Source organism: Mucilaginibacter daejeonensis (assembly GCF_020783335.1).
Taxonomy (GTDB): domain Bacteria; phylum Bacteroidota; class Bacteroidia; order Sphingobacteriales; family Sphingobacteriaceae; genus Mucilaginibacter; species Mucilaginibacter daejeonensis.
The window spans coordinates 2,571,560-2,596,138 of sequence record NZ_CP086068.1 but is presented as its reverse complement, the minus strand read 5'-3'; the positions used below and the strand labels follow the sequence as shown (position 1 = coordinate 2,596,138).

The following is a 24,579-nucleotide window of genomic DNA, read 5'->3' as shown; positions in this document are numbered from 1 at the left end:
AAAACCACTAAAACCCTTCAAACGCTATGTTTGAGGGTTTTTTTGTTGCATTTTGGTTTGATTTGCTCACCGTTGAACGGCCATTTTGGTGACTATTTTGGTGAGCAGATCACTTTACACTAAGCTGCTCACCAGAAGGGATCAAACTAATTGATTATCAAGATGTTCAGCGAGTGAACATCTTGTTTGAATTATGCTGCGAAGTTATTTTTGTTTAACTTTTAACAGCTTTTTTATGACTAAAAATGTCGCCATTCTCTTTTACCTAAAAAAGAGAGCAAATGCCAAAGAGCAGAAAGTTCCGGTTTACATGAGAATTACTGTGGACGGACAACGTGTTGAGATCGCAACCGGTGAAAGAATTGAGCCCAGGTTATGGGACCCAAGTGAAGGGCGAGCCAAAGGAAGGACGCCCGAGATCGAGGAAGTTAATTCGACTCTGGTCATACTTGAGATGAAGATCAATGATACAGCGCGATATCTCAAGGATTACGATGAAGAAATTACTGCTGAGAAGATAAAAAACAGGTATTTAGGTAAAGTCGAAAAACCGATGATGTTAGTGGAGGTTTTTCAAGAACATAACCGAAAAGTGATGGCCTTGGTCAATCGTGAGTTCGCTCCTGCAACTGCTACCCGGTATGAAACCACCTTAAAGCATACCATTGACTTCATGCAATGGAAATACAATAAAAAGGACATCCGGGTTAAACAGATAGATCACCAATTTATTACTGAGTTCGAGTTTTACCTCCGTTCTGTAAGAAAGTGCAATAACAACTCGGCGTTTAAGTATATTAAGAACTTCGGAAAGATTGTGCGTATCTGCCTTGCCAATGGGTGGATAACAGTCAACCCATTTTTGAATTATAAGATAAAGATCAAAAAGGTTGATAGACCATTTCTTTCAAAAGAAGAACTTGATATCATGGCTACCAAAAAACTTTTAGGTAGCAGGCTGGATCAGGTTAGGGACATCTTCTTATTCAGCTGCTATACCGGCTTGGCATATGTGGACGTCCAAAAGCTGAAGCGTTCGGAAATCGTTCGCGGTTTTGATGGCGAGCAATGGATATTCACCAGCCGTCAAAAAACTGACACGCCATCGCGCATTCCTTTGTTACCCTATGCACTATCCGTCATCGAGAAATATCGGGATCATCCTCAATGCGAAAACGAGGACCGGCTTTTGCCGATACTAAGCAATCAGAAAATGAATGCTTACTTAAAGGAAATAGCAGATCTATGCGGTATAGAGAAAGATCTTACCTTTCATATCGCCAGGCATACGTTTGCGACCACTGTTACCTTATTAAATGGCGTGCCAATAGAAAGTGTCTCGAAAATGCTTGGACATACGAACATCAAAACAACTCAACACTATGCAAGAATCTTGGATCTAAAAGTTGGTGAAGATATGGGTATGCTAAGGAAGAAACTTCAGTCAGAATGACTAGGCTCGATTGAAATGAACTTACTTGATGTTCCAATTTGGAATATCAAGTAAGTTTTAAAACTTGCGAAATAGTTTGTTATCTAGATAAACGCTACTCATTATGTGATCACTTTCAAAATTGAAAAAATCAACGAACGTACCAAAAGTAAGTAAGCAATCGCTGAAAAATTGATTTTATTAGACGCGTTATAAATATGTTAGATATAGATCCAAAAGAAATGTATCGAACGATTCCCAAACGATCAAGAGAACAGGTAAAGCGAAATGTGGAAAGATTTTCTCCTCACTTTACGTTCCAATTGACAGATGAAGAAGCTTATTTCATGGTGTCGCAAAATGCTACTCCTTCCAGAAAATACATTTTTTGGGGGACACAGCTTAAAACTATTCCTTTGATCGATTTGAACATCTCTTACTTACGGGCATCAGCCATATGTTTTCCTTAGAAAAGGATGCCGCTGGGGCCCCTGATGCATTTCATCAGGGTTGCCTGCACCTTCGAGGCTAAAGGAGCGTGCATAGAAATTCTTTTTAAACTCATTACCTATCCCGGCATCCACACGGCCACTTTGCATGGCCGGTCATATTACATCATTGCATCCCGCATAGTCGTATCTCTGGGTTTATAGCATGCCTTTTGTCGGGCGACAAGGTATGGTGTATGACATCAGGTTACCCTTTGGTCATAATTTCCTCACCTGTCGTTTCAAAAATTGAAGTTAGCGCGTGAGTCAAATGGGGTATACCGTCTGAACGATGATGAAATTCATATCATGGAGCTTACCGACAGATGGTTATACTTACTGAAGCACACCGCTCTCGTTGCCCCATACCGACACGGTCTAACTACAGAAATACCGAGGTGTGTTTGTTCCATTGGACGATAGTGGAGATCATGGTCAAAGCATTCATGGCATTTGCCTATATCTGAGACAGCGCATGAAGCTTTAGCGAAGCTACTTCAGGAGATCTGTTCCTACAGGCAGAGCCTTTAGGTATTAGTGAACTCGATCAAGCGTATCGTCGTGCGGCCTGGCGATCCGTCGCTCCATGTTTCCGCGGCCGATCCTTTGGCCGAAGCGGTTGCCTAAGTCGGCTGAGCTGGGAAGCTACCGCCACTCTGCCTCAGCCGACACAGGCGGTCGTTAATGCTCCGCAAAATACCCGACAATCTTTGTGCCGGGCCTTCATTGCCTCGTTCATTCGGGCTGATTAATGTATCACTTCCATGCAGGAAGTCCTTCTTCTAGCCGGGTCTCATTGATTTTCTCAGGTGAGCGATAGGGAAGAGAAAAACGTTTTTTATCCTTTCCAAAATATTCGTACCACTGCCAAAATCGCCACGGTTTGATGGTGAAAATTCGGTACATGGTCTTGTCTTTTTCATCAGGATGTCGTTCTGAGAAAGTTTTAAATTTACGTTGGCAACCAGCGTATGAACTTCCTTTGCCAAAATATTCGCTGCAAATATATTCACCATTATAGTTCGCGTAAGTATAATCTTCTTTAAAAAGATAAGTGACCATGCGAAATGGGAAAAAATTGATTAGTATGATCGCAACCAATGTAGCTAGCGGTATCCAATATATTTTTTTCATAGTTAGTTGCATGGGCCGTGGCTCGCAGGTGCGGCACCATCGGCAGTACTTACATTAGGACTATTTTGTTGGCGCATTCCCTCACCTAATACACCCGGCATATCTGCCGGTACCATTATCGACGGGCCGTCAAAAGCATACGTCATCAATGCTCCTGCAGTGTTCGGGACCAATGGTAGTTTTAGATAACCTGTTGCGCTTGGCAGCGTAACACCACCAGTAAGCATCGCATTATAAGCGAACGAAGTACAGTTAAAATCAAAGAGGTTGTACATCGGTGTCGGCTCAGAAATGTAATTTTTTACATTCCGGAAAGATTGGGCGTCTAATTGATAAGTGCCGCTGATATTATAGTCCATTAGATCGCCATTGTCGTGCACTTCCCCTGGGCTTTGGAAGCTGCTATGATCGGAAGGATAGAACCCAACCACTTGCGTGATACTTTGTCCATCGGCTCCCGTTTTGGTCAGTTGTAAAGCGGTATGACCGACAGAATTCTGTCCATAGCCATAAGTAGAACCGGGTTCAGCTTGCTGTACCAGCACTTTGACCTCAAATTTAGCACCATCATCAGAGATGGTACCGAAGCAATCCATGAATTTTTTTGGGTCGATCTTGGGTGATGGTGTTGGCGGGATGACCACCGGTGGAATGTCAGCCGCTGGAGGGGTGCCGATCGCACCACCACCGCCACCACCGCCCATGTCGCTCGGAAAGGTACTTGGCATCTCATCTTGTATCGCTACCGTTGAACAGGTCGAATAGTAATAATAATGAACTTCATACATGCCATTCTCGCCATATGATACCGAGACATCTGATCCGGATGAACAGGCGGTGATGGAGGACATGGTCACTTTTTTAGCAGCACCTGACTCCGGCTGGCCCATCGGTCTTATCCCTGCCACTACTTTATTATTCACTAGCCTGTTGCCGCCGATCAGTTTATAGTTCTCGTCAAATATCAAAATGTTCCCGGTGAAGTCATTTTCTATCTTACCTCTTTTCGAAAGATAATATTTGATGTCAGGGACGATCTCATAGATCCGAAATTTGATCTCACCAGCTTCATTCTTGTAGAAGCTTATCCTTCGATACCCGTAACTCAAGCTCTCTTTTTTGACCCTACCATTGGTATTTGTCATCAGGATATTCCCGCCCTGACTTTTGACGGAGCTCAAGCTGTCTAAATCAAACTTTAATTGGCTAATGGAGAAATGTTCATTGGTACTACCGGCACTTTCTTTTTTGTATGAATTGGAGCTCTTGACCGTATCATACCAATCTTTAACTTCTTCTTTGGTGATTCTTTCAGTGGCGGTCGTTTCCACTTGTTTAACTTCGAGTGAAGCATCTTTCTTACAAGCGGATAATAAGAGGTAAACTAAGGCCGATACAAGTAATATCTTTTTCATAGGCTCTCGTTCAAGCTCTAAAATAATAACCAATAATTAACAATTATTTGATTTAGGTCAAAAAAAGACACCTCACTGGAAAATTGTGATGGTTGACACTGGTACTCTTCCCCAGTGTGCAGACCGCTTCCAGTAAAAATACCGATCAGCGCAGCCTTGTAATTATCCCTTTAGTATATCGTTATTAAATTTGTTCTATTGAGAGCCGCAGTGAAAAAATTATGAGCAATGTTGAATTGAAAGTTATTCTTTATAATAACGTTAATCGCTAGAGTGATTGAAGCTGTGATCTGGCTACCTTTACTTTCCTCACATCCCGCAGGCCAATCCTATTAGGCAGGCATCTCAATCGGTTCAGCTAAACTGTAAGGAATCGATGCATAACTCAACAGAAATCGGAAAAAGCAGATGCAGTGAATACTGCGTATTTGGGTATCGCCATAAGCGGTGATCGTCTCAAACAAATCCTATAGTTCCCCAACCACTTATTGTTGAGAATAGGTGTTAATTATTTCATTAGCTTAGTTCTTTCATATCAATATTTTATTGCATCTGATCATTATTTTGAATATTAAAATATTGGCTCATTAAAATTTATGAAAAATAACATTCACCTAAAAAGCTTCTTTTCATTTACCTTATTGATCGTCTATTTTGGAATGATTTTCTCTTGTTCGGCAACTAGACATTCCCAGAATGCAATTCTTCAGACAATAGATCCGCTGTATAAAGAAATTGAAACAGTAGGTAATGAACTTACCGTGAAGAATAATGTTCCCGGAGTAGCAGTATCCGTGATAAGGGATGGAAAGATTGCTTGGATACAATCGATTGGTTATGCGGATCTTGCAAGCAAAAACCAGTAGCTTCTGAAACGATCTTTAATATTGGTTCTATCTCCAAGCTGGTATCTGCCTGGGGCTTTATGCAGCTTACTGAAAAGGGGTTTATCAAACTGGACGATCCCGTTGATCAGTATCTAACCCGATGGCATCTGCCGGAATCTGAATTTGACAGATCAAGAGTAACACTAAGACGGATCTTGAGCCATACTGCAGGACTTTCAGTACACGGTTACGGAGGATCAGACCAAGGATTACCACTGTTAAGTCTGGAAGAATCGCTGAACGGAAAAACCAAACGCAATGGTGAAACCGTACATCTTATCAGCGAGCCGGGAACTAAATGGGACTATTCCGGGGGAGGCTACACTCTTGCACAACTGCTCCTTGAAGAGAGAACGAACCAGAGTTTTGCCACCTATATTAAAAAATAATATCCTCCTGCCACTTGGAATGAAGAATACCAATTATGAATGGACAGCAGAAATGATGGCTACTTCAGCAACGGCATATGACGAGAATGGTAATCCTATAAAAAACCGGATCTTCACTGAAAAAGCAGCGGCTGGACTTCAGACCACTATCAAACATCCAGCACATTTTGCAGAATTGTCAATTAACTGTAATCCAAAACAATTGAATACAGTCTTGAAACCGAGCACCATCAAGTTAATGGAAACTCCTGTTCTTCCAAGTTCCAATGAAGGTGAGAGCGGGCTGGGATATCGTTTTATGAATTATGAAGGTTTCAGAACCATAGGACACACCGGAGAAAATGTAGGCTGGAGTGCCGCTCTATTTTCGGACCTGCCAACGAAAAGCGGCATCATCGTTCTATGTAACGGATCCAATGGTGATCGGGTCTGGTTTCCGATCTACCAAAGTTGGCTAAAAACAGTTAAGACTAAAAAATAGATTTTCACAATAGTCCCTTCTAATATGATCCTTTAGTGAAGTAAAACTATTAGGTATAATGATCAAATTATAAAGAGATTAGGATCGATCGCAGACCTTTAACTGCATAAATAAAGATAGGAATGCTGAACTCATGGCTTTCGCTTGGTCAGCAGGTTCAAGATAATGACGGTCACTTGGTCATTGATCTGATAGAGCCTAAGGGCATGATCGTTACCTTGTTGCTTACGTCAAAAAGTATTAGATCGTCTTTTGCTCTTCCCAAGATGTAAGCTTTCACCAGCTTATCATCATTGGTTCGTATAAGGTAGTGATTGTTTGAGGTCAACATCATCTGCTTACTTTTCTTCGCTATGCTTAATGACGAGATATACAGATAAAATATGAACAATGCGCCATATGAGAGACGATGTAGTATCGGGAACCAGCTTTTACCGTCCAGGCCAAATGTCGTCTTGCGATACCACGCCGGTCTTTGTTGCCTCAAGTACTCGTCAGCCTTCAAGAGTATATAAATGATGGTCATAGACAGAAGGATATAAAGTAGTACGCTTATATCTCTTAACGGGGCGAGTAAAAAATCAAAAATGTCAGCGAACAGGAAAATGTTGATGCCATAAACCTGGTAACGTTGATATTCGAAAAGCATCCCTATCGCAACGAATGTTACATAAAGGATCCCAAAATAGGATTGCAAGCCCTCAATGTATTCCAATATTCCTTTTTTGGGGATCCTTTCTGCCATAATTTCAAAAATAAGGATATCTGTAATATGGTCAATACGATCTTAAGATCTGATCGATGAATTGTGAGCGAGAATGTCGAAGGCAATTTGGATTTTTGAGCAGACGCCGATACACGAGACACCTTTTGCTTTGTTTCTGCCATTGCTGGCCGATCAACGATCTTTTGTAAATAAAGGGTAAAAACGTAAACATATTGGCAGGTCACGTTCTTATCAATGAGAACATACGATCATTTATGAACGGAACGACCAGCCAGCTTTTATCACTGATCACCCATGGTAACTACTTTTTATCAAAGGGGGAAGTAGCACCGGGATATTATCCCAACAATATCACCTTCCAGTTTTGCAACACGATAGAATTTCTCCACCTGGCAACTGACCCTGATGGTACAGCCAGAGAACAAATGATCGCTGCGGATCCTATCGCATGGTTCAATGTACTTAAAGGTGATGGCTGCTATCAATTAAAAGCCTATTACCATCCTTCGGAAGAAGGGCCTGACCGTACCCCCGACCATAAAATGGCCGGCTTTGTGGGCGGTGGTGGAACGTGGCTTATGGAGGCGATATATCCGTCCTACTCCGATTTTTGGGCACCGCGGTGGGTAGTTGCCCGGCAGGACGATCCTGAACGCAAAATATGGTCAGTAAGTTATGGCCGAACGGTCGGTCAGACCGATACCATTGACTTTTGTCCTGATACGATGCAGATCAGAGAGACCTTCAAGGACATATTGATAGACATTGAAGCGTTCGCACGCGAACATGAGCTCAACAATTGGGCAGATATCTTCAAAGGTGCCCTTAACGTATTGAACGGTGCTGCACCCTCCAACAACTGGTACAGTGAGCAGATCAACGAAAATGGTTATGACCGACCGGCTTTGCAGCTATTATATGCTGCGATGTCCGCCCATGTGTTTGGCGGAATGGGTTCCTGGAACGATCTCGGATTTGAGAAAGAAGAAGATGCACAACGATATGAGGACCTGTCATTCTATTTGTATGACCAGATCAACCGGGCGCTTTTAAGTAGCATCAATTCCGTGAATGGTCAGTGGTCATTAGCTCGTCCATGAACATCCATATCAACCAACGGCCTCCTGTTGCTTCTAAAGTATTGGATACTTACTGGAAGTTCGCGGCAGCGCGGCAGGACATCTTTTTTGCTCGGCTTGCAGGAAAAGCTCAACTGACCACCGACCCGATATTGCTTAAGCATAAGTTCACGAATGCCTATCGTGCGGCAGACCGGGTAAGTCAATACCTCATCAAAGAAGTTATTTATACTGGCGATCAAAGGCCTGAAGAGCTCTTGTTCCGCATTATCCTTTTCAAGTTATTCAACAAGATCGAGACCTGGCAACTCTTTGAGCAGGAGTTCGGTCAGGTGACCTGGCGTGACTTTTCGTTAGAAAGATATGCTCAGGTATTGGATGAAGCGATCAGGGCAGGCGGACCGATCTATTCCGGCGCTTATCTGATGACCTCAGGTACCAGTGCTTATGGTCATACCCGCAAACATGAGAATCATCTTGAACTGATCGAACACATGATGCGGTCACGCTTAGCGGAACAGGTCCAGCATGCCGTATCGCTGGAAGCAGTGTATCAACTTTTGCTAAGCTATCCCACGATAGGCAAGTTCCTGGCTTACCAGTATGCGATAGATATCAACTACAGTACCCTGACCGATTTCAGTGAGATGGACTTTGTGATGCCTGGTCCTGGTGCCAGGGACGGTATCCGCAAATGCTTTAGTGAGCTGGGCGGCTATACCGAAGCGGACATCATACGGTATGTGACCGACAGGCAGGAACAAGAATTCGAGCGCTTAGACATCGAATTTAAGACCTTATGGGGAAGGCCCTTGCAGCTGATCGATTGCCAAAATCTCTTTTGTGAAACTGATAAGTACGCACGTGTCGCCCATCCCGAGATCAGCGGGATATCCGGCCGTACAAAGATCAAGCAGGTCTATTGCCGCATCGATCATGACATCAACTACTTTTTCCCTCCGAAGTGGGGGCTGAACGAGCGGCTGAATAGCCTACTTTGATCGAACTATATTCACCTTTTACTAAGCAGTGTGATCTGCTCCGGGCGGATATGAAATGTTTCCTGTAAGATCTTGGCTACTTTACCTTGCGGATCGATCGGGTGCACCTGCTTGGGCTTAACTTTGCGATAGGTAATGGACACTCGTCTATCCCGATGATGTACTTCGCCATCCACCTTATCTTTTTTGCGTGGCGGTATGGCATGCTTCCACTTTTTACGGGCATCGTCCTGCATCACATAGACCGACCGCCTTGGTATCTCTATATCAAATACCTCCACGCCATCGCCCTTGATGAAGCGCATCACACAACTGCTTCCCAGATTAACGCCGCAGATCTGATTCTCATAATAGGCCCTGTCCTTATGCGGCTTGATGCCTTCACCCGGTACATATTCGTTGATGATCACCTGGTCGGGCTGCAGATCAATGATCTTTTGTTCGACAAGTTCCATGGCCAATTGATGGATGACCGGCGGCATAGGGATAGGGAAGGGTATCAATGGATACGGTTTTTCCAGTTCATTTCGGAAACCATAATACTGTAATCGCCTCAGGTAGTCCACGATCCAGGTCTGGCTATCGATCTCGTTAAGCAATTGTTGTTCTTTTTCCTCGTCGATAAGGTCCGGATAAATGAACAGACCAGGTAATGCAGTTTCCATATTTGAGAGCCAGTTCGCTATTATGAACATGCGAATCGTACTGGTGTATAACAAGCAGGTGCTGGGTAAGTTTGGGAGACGTGTTAGCTGTTGATCATTAAAGGGGGGATAGGATGCGGATGATGACCCTTTGGTCTGTTTACGGCGGTGCGAGGCTATGCAATGTGCCTGCTCAATGCTATCTGTTTGCGAAAACGACAAAAGTTCACTTTATTGCGCATTTAAAACCTTAACCCACAAGCCGCTATTCGCTATGTCAGTCAGACGCTATGATACCACCCGGATCATCAAGACCATGCTCCTGGTCTTATCGGTCGTAGGTATCTGGTTCCTTTACAAAAGATGGCTGTTCGAAAAGAAGATCCGGCCAAAGCTTTTAGCACTGATAGGTGACCTCGGGCAGGCTGATATCGTTTTCAATTCACTGGTGAACTTTGACCGCTACTTTGCCTATTATGACGAGCAAAGATACCTCAACAGATACCTAAATCTGCGTAACGCCATTCATCCAGAATTCGAAAAGGTCGGACTGGAAGAAGAGCAGATGCTGGTCATCAGGAGTTTTATATATTTATACGATCATGCCGCCTCGATCCGTAGGACCTATAATGACGAATTTGTCATTAAAGAGCGAGAAAAGTTCGCTTATCTTTTTGACCGGCTGGAGCCATATCCATTGTCAGATGAGCAGATCGACGCGATCATCCGGGACGAGGACAATAACCTGGTGATCGCCGGTGCAGGCACCGGGAAAACGACGACCATATCAGGGAAGGTCGCTTACCTGCTCGAGAAGAAACTAGCGACACCGCAAGAGTTGCTGGTCATCTCATTTACGAATAATGCGGTGACCGAAATGTATCAAAGGTCGATGCGTTTTTGTGAAGGTATACCCGGTGCTGACCAGTTGCAGGTCAAGACCTTTAATGGGTATGGGAACATGGTCACCCGACATTGTTCAACGGACGAGATCAGGCTGGCTTTTGATGGAGTGCCTGAGTATGCCAAGACCTTCCTGCAAGCCAGCTTCGATGCCCTCTTTCTGAACGACCGCGACTTTCAAAAAAAGGCTGTGAACTTCATCACGCTCTTTGCCCGGCCGGAACGGGATGAGTTCGGCTATGAGAGCAAGGACGAGTACCTCAGACATGAAAAGAACTTTGATAATACTACCCTTGACGGGGTTAGGGTCAAGAGCAAGGAAGAGATGGAGATCGCCAACTTCTTTTGCCTGTTCGGTCTGAACTATGAGTACCAAAAACACTTCCCGTTGAATGAAGAGGACCGCGATCCGACACGTGGCCCCTACCAGCCCGACTTTTACCTGACCGATCATCAGATATGGCATGAACATTATGGCATCGACCGTAACGGTGATGTGCCCAAATGGTTCAATACCAAACCGCCTTACCACACTGCGCGCGAGTATTATCATGCAGGTATCAATTGGAAGGAAGAGATACATCAAAAGTATGAGACGAAGTTCATCAAGACCTACTCCTTTGAAAATAAGGAAGGGGTTCTGATCAGCAACCTGAAGAAGCGGCTGTCCCAAGCCGGGGTGGAGTTAAAACATCGAAGCCCTGAACAGCTTCTGGAGATGGTCAAAAAGTATGTGTACTATGAAGAATTCATGAACCTGGTCTACACATTCCTCGGTTTAATGAAGTCCAATGGCAAGACCCCGGAAGAACTCTCCGCTATAAAAGGTGACCGGCGGCTAAAAGTGTTCCTTGGGGTGTTCAGCCATCTGTACAAGGCGTACCAAAGCGAACTGCAACGAACCAGAACGATCGACTTTAATGATATGATCATCTATGCCACGAAGCATTTGGCTAATGGCAGATTCACTGAATCGTATAAGTACATATTGGTCGATGAGTTCCAGGATATGTCGCTAGGAAGATATGAATTATTAAAGGCTGTCAGAAAGCAAAACCCCGGCGTGAAGATCTATGCGGTCGGTGATGATTGGCAATCGATATTCCGCTTCACGGGCAGCGACATATCCATCATCACCGAATTCGAGAAACATTTCGGCTATACGAGTAAAACGGCCATCTTAAAGACCTACCGCTTTAATGACCAGATCCTGGATGTTTCCAGCCGTTTCATCCAAAGGAACCCATCACAGCTTAAGAAGCGATTGAAGGCTGACCACGTGGCCAAAGCGCCATCATTCAGCTTCTATGGTTCATCTTTGAACGGGAGCGATAAGGTCGCCCGCAACAGGATTAAGGAAGAACATATAAACAACATCCTTACGGCAATAACCGATCAGGATCCTAAGGCGACCGTATTCCTGATCGGTCGTTACCAGCGTAATATACCGACCAACTACATTACGATCAAAAGACGTTTCCCCGGACTCGCGATCGAGTATCACACCGCGCATAAGGTAAAAGGGATGACCTGTGACCATGCGATATTACTGGATGTTGATTCCGGACCTTACGGTTTCCCTTCTGAGATCGCCGATGACCCGATGTTGAGCTATCTGCTGCACGAAGGAGATAAGTTCGACAACGCAGAAGAACGAAGGGTATTCTATGTAGCGATCACCAGAGCAAGGCATCAGAACTACCTGCTTTACAATAAATTTTCCCCAAGCAAATTCGTAATGGAATTACAGGAGAACCTTCTTTAGGCGAGTGATCCTGAAACTGAATTGCCAAGATCATCAGCCAGTGCATTTAAGACGGTATCAATCGATCTTCTACTAAAATCTTCACATTTCTCACAGCCAATTAACTGGCCATCTTTAAAATGAGGGATTATGCCATGTTGGGGGCATTGAGTTTTGCTTAAGACCAAGTTGATCCGAACGGTTTGTTCATGACTGAAATTATCAGACATAGTTTGATCAATTAGGAGGTAAGATAAATTACTTACCAAATCTAATTTACTAAAAATATTAGTATGCGCGGAACGGTATTCTCATTTTCTCTAAACTTTGATCTTTTGTCGAATATCGTTTACCTAGGACCTGTGCCATCTGCCATATCGTTACCCTTTTTTCTATATAGCTCGTTCCGGTATCTTTATTTTTTCATTGACCACTTCTGGTTCGACCAAGCAAGAACTTAGACCCTCAAAAAACTTGTATGGAAGATATAAAGCTTTTTTTAAGGATACAAAATGTCCGTGTTGAGATCTTAGATGATCTCCTCCGTCAATAACGAATTTTAGTGATAGCTGGGGAAGATCATGACGCGTTCCTGCGCCGGCGACGTTGTCTCGGTGGCGCCACCTTTTCATAACGTTTCTGGTAGGCTGGTGTTTCCTCCCTGCGTGTGCGTGCGGGACGGTCGGCAAGGCGGACATTCAGGGTACGGCCCTCGAGCTCACTACCATGGAGTTGCTTGATGGCGAGCAGTGCACCCACCTCATCCTGCATATCCACAAAGGCATATCCCTTGCTTTGACCACTCTCCTCGTCAGTGATCACGGTAACGGTATTTACATCACCGTATTCATCAAATATTCTTTTTATAGCGGGTTCGTCCATGGTCCGGGGAAAACCGACGATGAAGATCTTGATCATTGTCTATTTAAGTTGACGACGTTATACGGAAAATAGGCGCGTTTGTTCAAATGTGATCGCGTCTTTTCCTAAACCCTCGCTGCACGCGCTCATCTTGCATCCAATGTTCATAATATCAGTGAATAAGGTAAGCAACCTATTTGTTGTCTTATAGATACGTTCACCGGATCATGGTCCATCAATTTCTCCACACCATTTTAAGGGTTTTTATCCAGGCATCTCCGGCGGACCGAGCTATTCGCTGTATCTTTCCCTCCAGGGAAAGGATGCCGCTGCTATTCCTGATTGGAACCTACACCGGCCGCACTTTTGCTGCGCCAAGAGCGGCTGCGAATGGTTTTCCAAAAGCGACCTTCGTCCCACTGCTTCGCCCGACCTCGCATCATTGCATTAGGCCGGGTCGGGCTGCTCAAGGCTCTTCGGTCGCCTTTGGTGGATGCGATGATCGGTGCAGATGATGGGCAAAATGTTTTCGTTGGAGCGTTCGGGTTTGTTGGCCATACCTTTGTGCATGCTCATTTGATACTTGACCGCAATTATCGAGTAGGACGAGTAACTGATCATTGAGCGATGTCATGGGGGGGTATCCGATCGCCTGGCTATGCATCGAGCGGCTCACTTATAGATGTTGGATACTGATGCTAGATTCCTGATGCAAATCTACGCCTGCTGAGCCGAGGGAGGCTACGAATGATTATCGTTCTTTACAGACCTGCTGAATGTTCGTATCTCGGGTCGACCAACTTCTATTAAACAAAGCATTAATCAGTTGAGCACGGACCACAAGTGCAAATGGTTTCAACAGTCTCTTCAGCAAGATATTTGGCCTGCCTATGATTCTTGTCTTACCTTTCATTTCCAATCTTATTTGTGAAGTTATCGCGCTGATCACTTAATCGTAAAGTGAGGCCTTGTCTATTTGTAAGTAAAGATCCATTCACTGACCTCTCTATAACGCTTCTTTTATCACACTCTAAGCCTTAGTTGACACAAAAAGTAAAAAAAGTTTATTGTTGTTTTAGCGTATTACCAAATAACAGTGGAATATCGTTAATAGCTCATAAACAGACATCTGCAGATCGTTCACCTGTTGCTTAAGCGTATCATGTGGATTGGTAATTAATTGTTTATTAAGTTGTTACGTGATTTTTTACTTGCGCATCTGGTCTTTTTCATCCTACATTTGCTAAACAGACCTAAATTCTGTAACAACTAACCAGTTTTACGAACACAACATCCCGATCTTAAAGCCATGACAACGCCGCTATTGGACGGATTTTATACCGCCCTAAGTAGCATAGGTTGCCGTGGATCATCAATGAAACAGAGAGTTTTTGAATGAACCGATGGTCATGGACGAGGTCCATGTCTCTCGAAAATTGTCCAATGATTAAACCAAAAAAACTATATGAAAAGACTTATTACTTATCTCATATTATTTGTACTGACCAGCATTACTTCGGTATTTGCTCAGACCCCTATAAAGGGAAAGGTCTTTGACAATACCGGTCTTCCACTAGCAGGCGTGACCATCAAGGTCTCCGGTGGTAACACCGCTACACAGACCGATGTTAACGGCAATTACTCTATCAACGCTCCCCAAGGCGCAAGCATCACATACACCTACGTGGGTTTTGTGAATCAAATCATCACCGTTGGTGCCGATAGGAACATTGATATCAAACTTATGCCCACTGCCAATAACCTGAACGACGTGGTGGTGGTCGGTTACGGTACCCGTGCCGTAAAGGACGTTACAGGTGCTATTTCAAGTATCAAAGCCGACAGGCTAGAGAACGAGAACCCGACCAGTGTTACCGATATTATCAGGGGGAACATACCTGGTGTATCAGTTGCCTTCAATACGTCGGCTAAAGGCGGTGGTACCGGCGATCTGCAGGTACGTGGTAAAGCGAGTTTGTCAGGCAACGTGCAGCCGCTGATCGTGTTGGATGGTGTGATCTACTTCGGTCAATTGGCCGACATCAACCCCAATGATATCGATCGTATAGACGTATTACGCGATCCAAGTGCATTAGCGGTCTATGGTGCTCAGTCTGCTGGAGGTGTAGTGGCGATCACTACCAAAAAAGGGCGCAACGGCGCACCTCGTATCACCCTGAACGCCAACTTTGGTATCGCTCAATTAGCTAAGAACCAGAAGTTCTACCAAGGCGAGGACTTCCTGAACTGGCGTGCTGACGCTGCAAGGAGTGCTAATACCAATAACCCTTATTATTTCTATAGCAACCCTAATGCCCTTCCTGACGGTGTTTCCCTGGCTCAGTTCATGGGTTCCTCGACAGGTGACCCTACCACAGTTTGGTTGACTCGCCTGGGCTTGTTTAATAATGAGATCAATAACTATAAAAATGGCAAAGTGACCGATTGGTCGAAGCTGATCTTCCGTAACGGTATCCGCCAGGATTACACAGCGAGTTTGTCAGGGGCCAGCGAAACCGTCAAGTACTATTTCTCAGGCAACTATACCAAGAACCAAAACCTCATCAATGGTGGTTATTTCAGGGACGGACGTATCAGGGTCAACCTTGAAGGCAAAGTGGCCAAGTTCCTGACGATCGGTGCTAATAGCCAGTTCTCAAGCCGCGACGAAAGCGGTCTGACCACCGACAATAATCCGTTCAACCTTGGTGCTATTGACCGCCATGAGGCCGATTGGACGCAGATCATCAATTCATCGCCTTATGGTGACCTGTACAATGCCGATGGTTCGTTACGCCGTATCGCTACTGATGATAGTGGTCTCAACCAACGTAACCCTTTCCTGGGTATGGTATATAACGATAACGTGAACATTCAGAACGTGTTGTTCTCGAACCTTTTCGCTCGTGTGGATCTGCCTTTTGGTATCAAATATAATCTTAACTTTTCTCCTCAGATCGAATCGTACCGTGACTTTTTTTTCCGTCCTGGTCGTAACCCTAACGAGATCGCCGTTAACAACCTGAGTGGTACCGCTTACCGCTCCATGGAGAACCGTTACCGCTATAACCTGGACAACATTCTGACCTGGAACAAAACCTTCGGTCAACACAATTTCGATGTCACCGCACTTTTGAACAAGGAGAAATATAATACCTGGTATACACGTACCAACAACAGCCAGTTCAGCCCAACTGATGTTCTGGGCTATCACAATATCGGTGCCGGTACCTTACCGGTCGAAAGCAGCGATGATCGTGTTTACAATGCGAGCGGCCTGATGGGACGTCTGAACTACACCTTCAAAGGTCGTTACATCTTGACCGGTACTTTTCGTCGAGACGGCTTCTCCGTCTTCGGCTTGAATAATCCTTATGGCTATTATCCATCTGGCGCTGTTGCCTGGGTATTTAGTGATGAGGGCTTTATGAAAAAGGATGGCCTCAAATGGCTAAATTATGGTAAACTGCGTGTGACCTATGGCGCTAACGGTAACCGTTTTCCATCTGGAACGGCTGATCCGTCGCTGGCCTTAGCGACCATGAACATTAACCGGTATCCGACGCAGGACGGAAGCGGTACGGTCACCAATAATACAGCTATCTATGTTGCTACCTTGCAAAACCAGCAACTGAAATGGGAGCGTACCGTAGGTACGAACGTCGGTTTGGACTTCACGGTGTTGAACAACCGTTTAAGTGGTAGTATCGATGTTTATAACCGGAACACCACTGACCTGCTGGTAAGACAAGAGTTGCCTTGGGTACAAGGCTACAACAATGCCAACAACATTCAGATCGGTGGAAGTAATGCCAACTCTAGAGTGTCTACGAATATCGGTGAAGTGAATAATAAAGGTATCGAGGTCTCCTTGGATGGCAAGATCATCAAGAGCCGTAACTTTAATTGGAGCGCTACCGGAACGTTCTTCCTTAACCGTAATAAGATCAAACACCTCTATGGCGAGTATCAGACCACTGATGCTAACGGCAACGCCATCACCCGTGAGAATGATGACATCGGTAACGGATGGTTCATAGGCCATGATATCAATGCCGTTTGGGATTACAAAATACTCGGCGTATGGCAACAAAGTGATGCAACTGAGATCGCGGCGATCAACGCCAAAACCGGTATCGGATTGCGCCCTGGTGACTTCAAATTGGAGGACGTGAACGGCGACCAGCGCTGGGACAACAACGACAAACAGTTCCTGGGTTCTGAGAGTCCTAAATTCACTTGGTCATTCCGTAACGACATCAACTTCCTTCAGAATTTCGACTTCTCTTTAATGTTGATCTCGAACATCGGACAATTAAGACAATATAATCAAGCGCGTAACAACCCGGGTAGCGTTGGTTTCCTGCGTATGAACTCATATGTACAACCATACTGGACGCCTGATAACCCGATCAATGATTATGCCCGCTTAAGCTCTGGGCAGTCTGGTACTACCGTGAACGTATGGCGCAAAGCATCGTTCGTGCGTATCCAGAACGTATCATTAGGTTATACCATTCCTCAGGACATCTGTAAACGCCTGGGCGTTCAGAACGCTAAAGTGTTCATTAATGCCACCAACCCGTATGTGATGACCGGATGGCAATTCTGGGACCCGCAGAACGATGGTCCAACTCCAAGATTTTTTGCAGCTGGCTTTAACTTGAATTTTTAACCGGATCAGAAGATTTGTGAAATATGAAAAATCTTAACAAAAATATAGTAGCAGGTATTGCCATTGCCGCGGTATTTGTGGCCGCAGGTTGTACCAAACGCAGTGAATTGGTGCCCGAGGCACCTTCTAAATTTACGCCTGATGTTACCTTGACATCACCAGTGGCATTTGCGAACGCACTTAACGCGCTCAACGCGAGCGTACGTTTTGAGTTCTTTGGTGATTCCGCCCCGCTATTGACAGAGTCGTTATTCACCGATGCTGCGGTCGAGGGTACCACCGATAAGACAACGCCCGCCCAAAATTTGAATGCCAGTATCACACCAACGGCTAATCTGGATAGCGATGATTTCAATAAGATCGCTCGTTACTGGTACGCCTGGTATAACGGTATCAAAGATGCGAACGTGATCATTAGCCGTATCGATAACGCGACCTGGCCGACACCTGCGGCCCGTAACCAAACGCTTGCAACAGCATATTTCCACCGTGCCTACCGTTACTACCGTTTGGTACACGAGTTCGGTGATGTGCCGCTGGTATTGAAAGAAGAGAAGCAGATCAACAACGGCTATTTCTCGACCCAGCGCATTGTCATCTTGCGTAAGATGAAAGAAGATCTTGATTTTGCTGTGGCCAACCTGAATGATTCCAACCCTAAAGGGACCGTTTCCAAAGGTGCTGCCGCTCACTTACTGGCTAAAGTGGATCTGGCCCTGGGCTTATTCGATGAAGCCATCGCAGCTTGCAACGTGGCTATCAACGGCCCATACAAGTTAATGACCGGCCGCTTTGGCGTGAATGGTGCAGATGCTACCAAGAATGTGATCTGGGATCTTCATCGCCCAGAGAATAAAGCTGCCGGTGCAAATACCGAAGCCTTGTACGTCGTGCTTGATCGAGAGAACCTGGAAGGTGCTACCCCTAACGGATCACAAGTAATGCGTAACTGCTGCCCGATGTGGCATAACGGTACTATTCTTACTCCGGGTCTAAGAAAGCCGGGCATGTCGGATGCGATCACCGCCGAGACCCCGTTGACCTTGCTGTATGGTCGTGGTATCGGCCGTCTACGTGGTACGCCATATGCTACCAAGTACATCTGGACCGATAATACTGACCTGCGCCATGCACCGGGTAACTGGATCAATATGACCGACCTAGTGTATAACAATCCAGGCCTTAAAAGCGGTACCAACGCTGATCCTAACTGGTACGGTAAAAAGCTGGAGCAATATACCGCTGACAATGTTGCCTCTCGATTCGTTAACGGTCCACGTGATACCATCCGTGCATGGTTCAGTTGGCCGCACTATAAGGTATTCATTGGTTCAAGCCAATTCGCATCTGACAAGAACTGGTCCCCGCCGCGTGGTACTAATACCGACTGGTATGTGTTCCGTTTGGCCGAGACCTACCTGCTACGTGCTGAAGCCTACGTTTGGAAAGGACAAACATCACTGGCCATGGCTGACCTTAATCAGGTCAGAGTACGTGCCCAAGCGCAGTTGTTAACTGACGCAGGTTCGGTGAACATCGGTACCATACTGGATGAGCGTCAGCGTGAGTTATACTGGGAAGAGCCTCGTAAAACAGAGCTTACCCGTATGGCCTACATATTCGCACAAACAGGTATACCTGCCTATAACGGTAAAACCTACAACATCGCAACTTTCTCGACCAATAACTTTATGTACGATAGGGTGATGGAGAAAAATGATTTCTATAAAAACCCAAATGTGGTGACCAACTCAGGCAATCGTTATACGATATCGCCATATCACGTGCTATGGCCGATACCGCAACGCGAGATCGATCTTAATATCACCGGCCGCATCAACCAGAACAAAGGTTATGCAGGTGCTGAGCTTAACGTGGCACCATTAGATAAGATCGTGCAATAACGGACCAACATAGAATTGATGTGTGACCTTTGGTTATCTGAATGATGCCCGACCTGAACCTTGTGTTGCCGTGTGGGTAAAACCGCACGGCAATACTTATTAATGAGATATATGCATAAAAAAATATTGCTTGCCCTTGTTTTTTCGGGAATAAATTACGGCGCCATAGCGCAGAAGGCCAGGCCGGCCAACACACGCTCGGTGGACGAGCGGTTGAACCAGTTGCTGGCTCAAATGACCCTTGAAGAAAAGGTAGGCCAATTGAATCAGTATACCAGCGACCGTTTGGCTACCGGTCCGCTCACCGAGAATTCGAGCAAGTATGAAGATATAAAGACCGGCAAAGTTGGCTCGATGCTGAATGTGCGTGGCGCAAAGGATACCCGCATGGTACAGGAACTGGCCATGCGTTCGAGGTTAAAGATACCGCTGCTTTTCGGGCTGGATGTGATACACGGTTACCGCGTCACTTTCCCCATACCATTGGCCGAAGCTTCGTCATGGGATATGAAGGCAATCGAGACATCGGCCCGGGTGGCCGCTGCAGAATCGGCCGCGGCAGGTATACACTGGACATTCGCCCCAATGGTTGATATTGCCCGCGACCCACGCTGGGGCAGGGTGATGGAAGGAGCAGGTGAGGACACTTACCTCGGCTCAATGATCGCCAAGGCGCGGGTGAAAGGCTTCCAGGGCAAACAACTGGGTGACCTGGATGCCGTAATGGCTTGCGTGAAACACTTTGCCGCATACGGCGCTGCCATTGGCGGCCGCGATTATAACTCCGTCGAAATGGGCGACCGAACGTTGTGGGAGACCTACCTGCCACCGTTCAAGGCCGCACTGGATGCAGGTGCCGCCACCTTCATGAACTCGTTCAATGATCTGAATGGCATACCCGCCACCGGCAACAGCTACTTGCAGCGCGACATCTTAAAAGGCAAATGGGGCTTCACCGGTTTCGTGGTGAGCGATTGGGGCTCTATCAAAGAGATGATCCCACATGGGTTCGCCAAAGACCCTGCCCAGGCCGCCGAGATAGCCATTAAGGCCGGCAGCGATATGGACATGGAAGGCCGTGCATACATCACCAGCTTGGTCAAACTGGTTAATGATAAAAAGGTGGACGTGGCCATCATCGATGATGCCGTACGCCGCATCCTGCGTAAAAAATTTGAGCTTGGGCTTTTTGATGATCCTTACCGTTTCAGCAATGAGGCGCGTGAGAAAAAAGAGTTGAACAGTTATGCCAACCGCGCCAAAGCACGTGATGTGGCCAAGCGTAGCATCGTGCTGTTGAAGAACGACGGTCAACTGCTGCCTTTATCCAAGAACACCAAGACCATAGCCGTGATCGGCCCGTTGGGTAAGTCGAATATCGATATGATGGGCTTTTGGTCGGTCAAGTGGGATAATGACAAATTGGTATCGGTTTACGAAGGTTTGGAGAACAAACTGGGTAAAAATACCAGGTTATTATACGCCAAAGGCTGCGGGATCACCGATACCTCAAAATCGGGTTTTGCCGAGGCAGTTGCTACTGCCAAACAAGCCGATGTGGTGATCATGGCCGTTGGCGAGGCTTACGATATGAGCGGCGAAGCCAAAAGCAAGGCTAATATCCACATACCGGGCGTGCAGGAAGAACTGGTGAAGGCCGTACAAGCCACGGGCAAGCCGGTGGTAGTGTTGACCATGTCGGGCAGGCCAATGATCTTCAACTGGATCGCCGATAATGCTAAAGCCATACTGCACACCTGGTGGTTGGGCAGCGAGGCGGGTAATGCCATTGCCGATGTATTGTTCGGCGATTATGATCCCGCCGGTAAACTGACCATGAGCTTCCCGCGCAGCGAAGGACAGATCCCGGTGTATTATAACCACAAAAGTACAGGGCGTCCATCTCCGACCGATCTGGCGGGCAGTTACCGTTCAGGTTATCTCGACATGCCCAACAGTCCACGTTATGCGTTCGGGTATGGTTTGAGTTACACCACCTTTGAGCTGAGTGATCTTAAGCTGGATAAAAAAGCTTTTGTAGATACCGATTCCATCACCGTGACCTGTAACCTCAAAAATATCGGTAAATATGCCGGCGAAGAGGTGGTACAGCTTTACCTGCAGGATATAGTGGCCAGCGTGACGCGACCTGTACAGGAGCTAAAAGGCTTTGAAAAGGTATCATTAAAGCCGGGCGAAAGCAAGTCGATCAAATTTGTGATCAACAAGGAGATGCTGTCGTTCTATGATCAGCAAATGAAGTGGACCGCCGAACCGGGCGAGTTCAAATTAATGATCGGAAATTCTTCGGACCATATCACCTTACGTACTAACTTTGAATTGACCGACCGGTCCGCCAACCAATGATAATTACCTTATGAGAAAAGCTATCGCTCCACTACTGCTATTGATAGGTATGGCCATTGCGGCCCAGGCACAATTTGTAAGCCTGACCGCCGGTGAGCTTAAAAAGTTAAAACAGGCGATCGATACCGATCAGCAGGTGAAAGGCCAATTCGAGGTATTTGAAAAGACAGCCCGTAAAGCATTGGCCGAAACACCCGGTCCGGTGGCCTTGGTACACTCACAAGGACTACTCATGGGCGATCCTGTCAAAACGGCGAGCCTTAAGGCAGTGGAGGACGGACCAAAGGTATATGCCCTGGCGCTTTGCTCAAGGCTTTATGATAACCGCGACTATCTCAAAAAGGCCATTGATTACCTGCTGGCCTGGGCCAAAGTGAACAAGCCCAACGGCGACCCGATCGATGAGACCAAGCTGGAAGAATTCTTTACCGGCTATGACCTTATCCGTGATCAGATAAGTAAGGCCGACCGCAAGCTGATCGATACCTGGATGGAAAGCATAGCCGTGGCCGAGATCAACAGCCCCTTCGCCAGACCCGATAAGTCGACCGCCAAGAACAACTGGAACTCGCATCGGATCAAGGTGATCGCGCAGGTGGTGTACGCCATTCACGCCGACCGCTATCGTGATACGGTGAACAAGCTGGTCGAACAGCAACTGGTACAGAACCTGTACGAGGACGGTTCCAGCTATGACTTTGCCGAGCGCGATGCTTTGCATTACCACATTTACACCCTCGAGCCATTGCTAAAAGCCATGATCGCCGTACAGCGGGGTAGCGGTAAGAATTATTATGCTTTTGTATCGCCAACAGGCTCATCGGTACAGCGGTCGGTGCAGTTCCTATTGCCGTTCGTTACCGGCGAGAAAAAGCACGGCGAATTTGCCAACAGTAAGGTCAAGTTCGACCGCGACCGTGCCGCAAACGGTGAGAAAGGCTACGTGGCCGGTCATCCATTCGAGCCTAAGAACGGTATCATCGTACTATCGCTGGCCGATCACTTTGATCCGCTGATGGTGAAGGTCGTTAAACAGGTGATGGGCGATCAATACCTCGACTGGCAACTGGTGCTCAACCGCGTTCAAAAAGCTAAATAGTAGCTCTCTTAAGAATAATGACACTCAAACCAAATGATGAAGAAGATACATTTAACCTTAGCGCTCGGCATGCTGGTCACGGCAGCCAGCGCGCAACACAACGCCAAGAAAGCTATCCCATTTGCAGAAAAGCAAACGGACGTGATGCTCAAAGCGATTCCGCAGGCCAAAGAAAAAGCTACCAAACCGAACGTGGTATCGCCACGTACACTGAACGCGGCCGGCGAACTGGTCATGATCCCCTCACGTGATTGGGTGAGCGGCTTCTTCCCCGGCGAGTTGTGGTACCTTTTCGAGTATACCCATGATCAAAAATGGAAGGATGCTGCCAAGACCTACACCGCTTTCATCGAGCCGGAACAATTTGACAAGGGAACCCACGACGTAGGTTTCAAGATCTATTGCAGCGTAGGCAACGGTTACCGTTTGACCAAGGATGCCCACTACAAGGATGTGATCATCCAGGCGGCTAAAACCTTGAGCACCCGTTTCAACCCTAAAGTAGGCGCGATCAAATCATGGGACGGGCGCAAAGAATGGCCTTACCCGGTGATCATCGATAACATGATGAACCTGGAACTGCTGTTCGAGGCCAGCAAGCTGTCGGGCGATACCTCGTTCCGTAACATTGCCATCAAGCATGCCAACACCACCATGAAGAACCACTTCCGCCCTGACTTTAGCTCGTACCACGTGATCGATTATGATCCGGAAACAGGCGCTGCGGTACACAAACAGACCCACCAGGGTTACGCCGATGCATCGGCCTGGGCAAGGGGACAAGGCTGGGGATTGTACGGTTACACCTTATGCTACCGCGAGACCAAAGATCTCAGGTACCTGAAGCAGGCTGAAGCGATAGCTAAATTCATCATGACCAACCCCAACATGCCGGCCGACAAGGTGCCATACTGGGACTTTAACGCGCCCGATATCCCGAACGCACCACGTGATGCTTCGGCAGCAGCGATCATGGCCTCGGCCTTTTATGAGTTGAGCACTTACAGCAAGAACGGCAAACAATACCGCAAAATGGCCGACGAGATGACCAATAGCCTGAGCAAGAACTATCAGGCCAAACCAGGCGAAAGCCAGGGCTTTATATTGCTGCACAGCACCGGCCACAAACCGGCCAACAGCGAGATCGATGTGCCCATCAGCTACGCCGACTATTACTACCTCGAAGCACTGCTGCGTCAGGACCGCTTGGAAAAAGGTAAACCAGTATTAACTTGGCAAATTGTTAATTAAGCACTGACATTAGGACAATGCTTTCAAGCTGGTGCTTAAATAAAAGAAAGTATAGATAAAGTTAAAGCATTCAAATGGTACGATATTAGGCAACTGAT

20 protein-coding genes are annotated in these 24,579 nt (G+C 46.3%); 13 read left to right on the top strand and 7 right to left on the bottom strand.

Annotated elements, in window-relative coordinates:
• Window positions 1-193 precede the first annotated feature (193 nt).
• Together LLH06_RS10930 and LLH06_RS20800 are read left to right on the top strand one after the other, a co-directional pair.
• Window positions 194-1,453 (top strand): site-specific integrase, encoded by a 1,260-nt coding sequence (locus tag LLH06_RS10930; RefSeq protein WP_228169328.1) that lies wholly within the window; start codon window positions 194-196, stop codon window positions 1,451-1,453.
• Window positions 1,454-1,623: 170 nt separating this feature from the next.
• Complete coding sequence (locus LLH06_RS20800) at window positions 1,624-1,902, top strand: ORF6N domain-containing protein (protein WP_394800330.1); 279 nt, start codon at window positions 1,624-1,626, stop codon at window positions 1,900-1,902.
• A gap of 774 nt (window positions 1,903-2,676) precedes the next feature.
• On the opposite strand, the gene LLH06_RS10925 is transcribed toward LLH06_RS20800, so the two are convergent.
• Together LLH06_RS10925 and LLH06_RS10920 are read right to left on the bottom strand one after the other, a co-directional pair.
• Window positions 2,677-3,054, bottom strand: coding sequence for a hypothetical protein (locus tag LLH06_RS10925; protein ID WP_228169327.1), 378 nt, complete (start codon window positions 3,052-3,054; stop codon window positions 2,677-2,679).
• 2 nt (window positions 3,055-3,056) lie between these two features.
• Window positions 3,057-4,469, bottom strand: coding sequence for a hypothetical protein (locus LLH06_RS10920; RefSeq protein WP_228169326.1), 1,413 nt, complete (start codon window positions 4,467-4,469; stop codon window positions 3,057-3,059).
• A 596-nt stretch (window positions 4,470-5,065) separates the two neighbouring features.
• Here LLH06_RS10920 and LLH06_RS10915 point away from each other — a divergent pair.
• The 3 genes from LLH06_RS10915 to LLH06_RS20700 are packed head-to-tail and all read left to right on the top strand — an operon-like array spanning window position 5,066 to window position 6,226.
• The gene (locus tag LLH06_RS10915; RefSeq protein WP_228169325.1) at window positions 5,066-5,335 is read left to right on the top strand and encodes a beta-lactamase family protein; all 270 of its coding nucleotides are present in this window, start codon (window positions 5,066-5,068) and stop codon (window positions 5,333-5,335) included.
• Window positions 5,287-5,745 (top strand): serine hydrolase domain-containing protein, encoded by a 459-nt coding sequence (locus tag LLH06_RS20705; protein ID WP_262909316.1) that lies wholly within the window; start codon window positions 5,287-5,289, stop codon window positions 5,743-5,745. Before LLH06_RS10915 ends, LLH06_RS20705 begins: the two co-directional genes overlap by 49 nt.
• A 19-nt stretch (window positions 5,746-5,764) precedes the next feature.
• Window positions 5,765-6,226 (top strand): serine hydrolase, encoded by a 462-nt coding sequence (locus tag LLH06_RS20700; protein WP_262909315.1) that lies wholly within the window; start codon window positions 5,765-5,767, stop codon window positions 6,224-6,226.
• Window positions 6,227-6,398: 172 nt separating this feature from the next.
• On the opposite strand, the gene LLH06_RS10905 is transcribed toward LLH06_RS20700, so the two are convergent.
• Complete coding sequence (locus LLH06_RS10905; RefSeq protein ID WP_228169324.1) at window positions 6,399-6,971, bottom strand: hypothetical protein; 573 nt, start codon at window positions 6,969-6,971, stop codon at window positions 6,399-6,401.
• A 236-nt stretch (window positions 6,972-7,207) separates the two neighbouring features.
• Between LLH06_RS10905 and LLH06_RS10900 the strand changes: the two genes are divergently transcribed.
• Window positions 7,208-8,053: a hypothetical protein gene (locus LLH06_RS10900; protein ID WP_228169323.1), complete on the top strand. Its 846-nt coding sequence runs from the start codon at window positions 7,208-7,210 to the stop codon at window positions 8,051-8,053.
• A complete protein-coding gene (locus LLH06_RS10895; RefSeq protein WP_228169322.1) occupies window positions 8,050-9,033 on the top strand; it encodes a nucleotide kinase domain-containing protein in 984 nt (327 codons plus the stop codon). Before LLH06_RS10900 ends, LLH06_RS10895 begins: the two co-directional genes overlap by 4 nt.
• An 11-nt stretch (window positions 9,034-9,044) precedes the next feature.
• Here the strand turns inward: LLH06_RS10895 and LLH06_RS10890 are convergent, their stop codons facing one another.
• The gene (locus LLH06_RS10890) at window positions 9,045-9,698 is read right to left on the bottom strand and encodes an alpha-ketoglutarate-dependent dioxygenase AlkB (RefSeq protein WP_228169321.1); all 654 of its coding nucleotides are present in this window, start codon (window positions 9,696-9,698) and stop codon (window positions 9,045-9,047) included.
• A 253-nt stretch (window positions 9,699-9,951) separates the two neighbouring features.
• Here LLH06_RS10890 and LLH06_RS10885 point away from each other — a divergent pair, with 253 nt between their 5' ends.
• Complete coding sequence (locus tag LLH06_RS10885) at window positions 9,952-12,345, top strand: UvrD-helicase domain-containing protein (RefSeq protein ID WP_228169320.1); 2,394 nt, start codon at window positions 9,952-9,954, stop codon at window positions 12,343-12,345.
• Here LLH06_RS10885 and LLH06_RS10880 read toward each other — a convergent pair.
• The 3 genes from LLH06_RS10880 to LLH06_RS10870 all read right to left on the bottom strand — a co-directional run bounded on the left by LLH06_RS10880 (window position 12,342) and on the right by LLH06_RS10870 (window position 13,806).
• The gene (locus tag LLH06_RS10880; protein ID WP_228169319.1) at window positions 12,342-12,554 is read right to left on the bottom strand and encodes a hypothetical protein; all 213 of its coding nucleotides are present in this window, start codon (window positions 12,552-12,554) and stop codon (window positions 12,342-12,344) included. The genes LLH06_RS10885 and LLH06_RS10880 overlap by 4 nt on opposite strands.
• 349 nt (window positions 12,555-12,903) lie before the next feature.
• A complete protein-coding gene (locus tag LLH06_RS10875; RefSeq protein WP_228169318.1) occupies window positions 12,904-13,242 on the bottom strand; it encodes an RNA recognition motif domain-containing protein in 339 nt (112 codons plus the stop codon).
• Window positions 13,243-13,632: 390 nt separating this feature from the next.
• Window positions 13,633-13,806 carry a hypothetical protein gene (locus LLH06_RS10870; RefSeq protein WP_228169317.1) on the bottom strand — a complete coding sequence of 58 codons (174 nt, stop codon included), beginning with the start codon at window positions 13,804-13,806 and terminating at the stop codon, window positions 13,633-13,635.
• Window positions 13,807-14,650: 844 nt separating this feature from the next.
• Here LLH06_RS10870 and LLH06_RS10865 point away from each other — a divergent pair.
• The 5 genes from LLH06_RS10865 to LLH06_RS10845 all read left to right on the top strand — a co-directional run bounded on the left by LLH06_RS10865 (window position 14,651) and on the right by LLH06_RS10845 (window position 24,481).
• The gene (locus tag LLH06_RS10865; RefSeq protein ID WP_228169316.1) at window positions 14,651-17,860 is read left to right on the top strand and encodes a SusC/RagA family TonB-linked outer membrane protein; all 3,210 of its coding nucleotides are present in this window, start codon (window positions 14,651-14,653) and stop codon (window positions 17,858-17,860) included.
• A gap of 23 nt (window positions 17,861-17,883) precedes the next feature.
• A complete protein-coding gene (locus tag LLH06_RS10860; RefSeq protein ID WP_228169315.1) occupies window positions 17,884-19,764 on the top strand; it encodes a RagB/SusD family nutrient uptake outer membrane protein in 1,881 nt (626 codons plus the stop codon).
• A 111-nt stretch (window positions 19,765-19,875) separates the two neighbouring features.
• Window positions 19,876-22,131 (top strand): beta-glucosidase BglX, encoded by a 2,256-nt coding sequence (bglX, locus tag LLH06_RS10855; RefSeq protein ID WP_228169314.1) that lies wholly within the window; start codon window positions 19,876-19,878, stop codon window positions 22,129-22,131.
• A gap of 10 nt (window positions 22,132-22,141) precedes the next feature.
• Window positions 22,142-23,230, top strand: a complete 1,089-nt coding sequence (locus LLH06_RS10850; RefSeq protein WP_228169313.1) for an alginate lyase family protein — start codon at window positions 22,142-22,144, stop codon at window positions 23,228-23,230.
• A gap of 36 nt (window positions 23,231-23,266) precedes the next feature.
• A complete protein-coding gene (locus tag LLH06_RS10845) occupies window positions 23,267-24,481 on the top strand; it encodes a glycoside hydrolase family 88 protein (protein WP_228173284.1) in 1,215 nt (404 codons plus the stop codon).
• The last annotated feature ends 98 nt before the right edge of the window (window positions 24,482-24,579 follow it).